Below are 233 nucleotides of genomic sequence, written 5' to 3'. Positions count from 1 at the left end.
AGGGGCTGGCGGGGGTACCGGAGATCGAGGCCTGCCACAGCGTCGCGGGCGACGAGAACTACATCCTCAAGGTCCGGGTGGCTACCCCTCTCGAACTGGAAGACCTCCTGGGCCGCCTCCGCGCCCTGGCCCACGTCTCCACCCGCACGACGGTGGTCCTCTCCACCCCGTACGAGGCCCGCCCGCCCCGGGTCTGACGCGCGGGGCCGTTTACAGCCCCGCCGGCGTTTGAG

At 72.1% G+C, this 233-nt stretch carries 1 protein-coding gene; it reads left to right on the top strand.

Annotated features, from left to right (window positions below):
* On the top strand, positions 1 to 197 hold a 197-nt coding region (locus tag VR44_RS39510), incomplete at its 5' end, for an Lrp/AsnC ligand binding domain-containing protein (protein ID WP_045952526.1).
* Positions 198 to 233: the final 36 nt, after the last annotated feature.

Origin of the sequence: Streptomyces katrae, assembly GCF_000966975.1 — a bacterium.
Classification (GTDB): Bacteria; Actinomycetota; Actinomycetes; order Streptomycetales; family Streptomycetaceae; genus Streptomyces; species Streptomyces katrae.
Note: the sequence above shows the minus strand (reverse complement) of the source record. Positions and strands in the feature narration are given on the sequence as shown.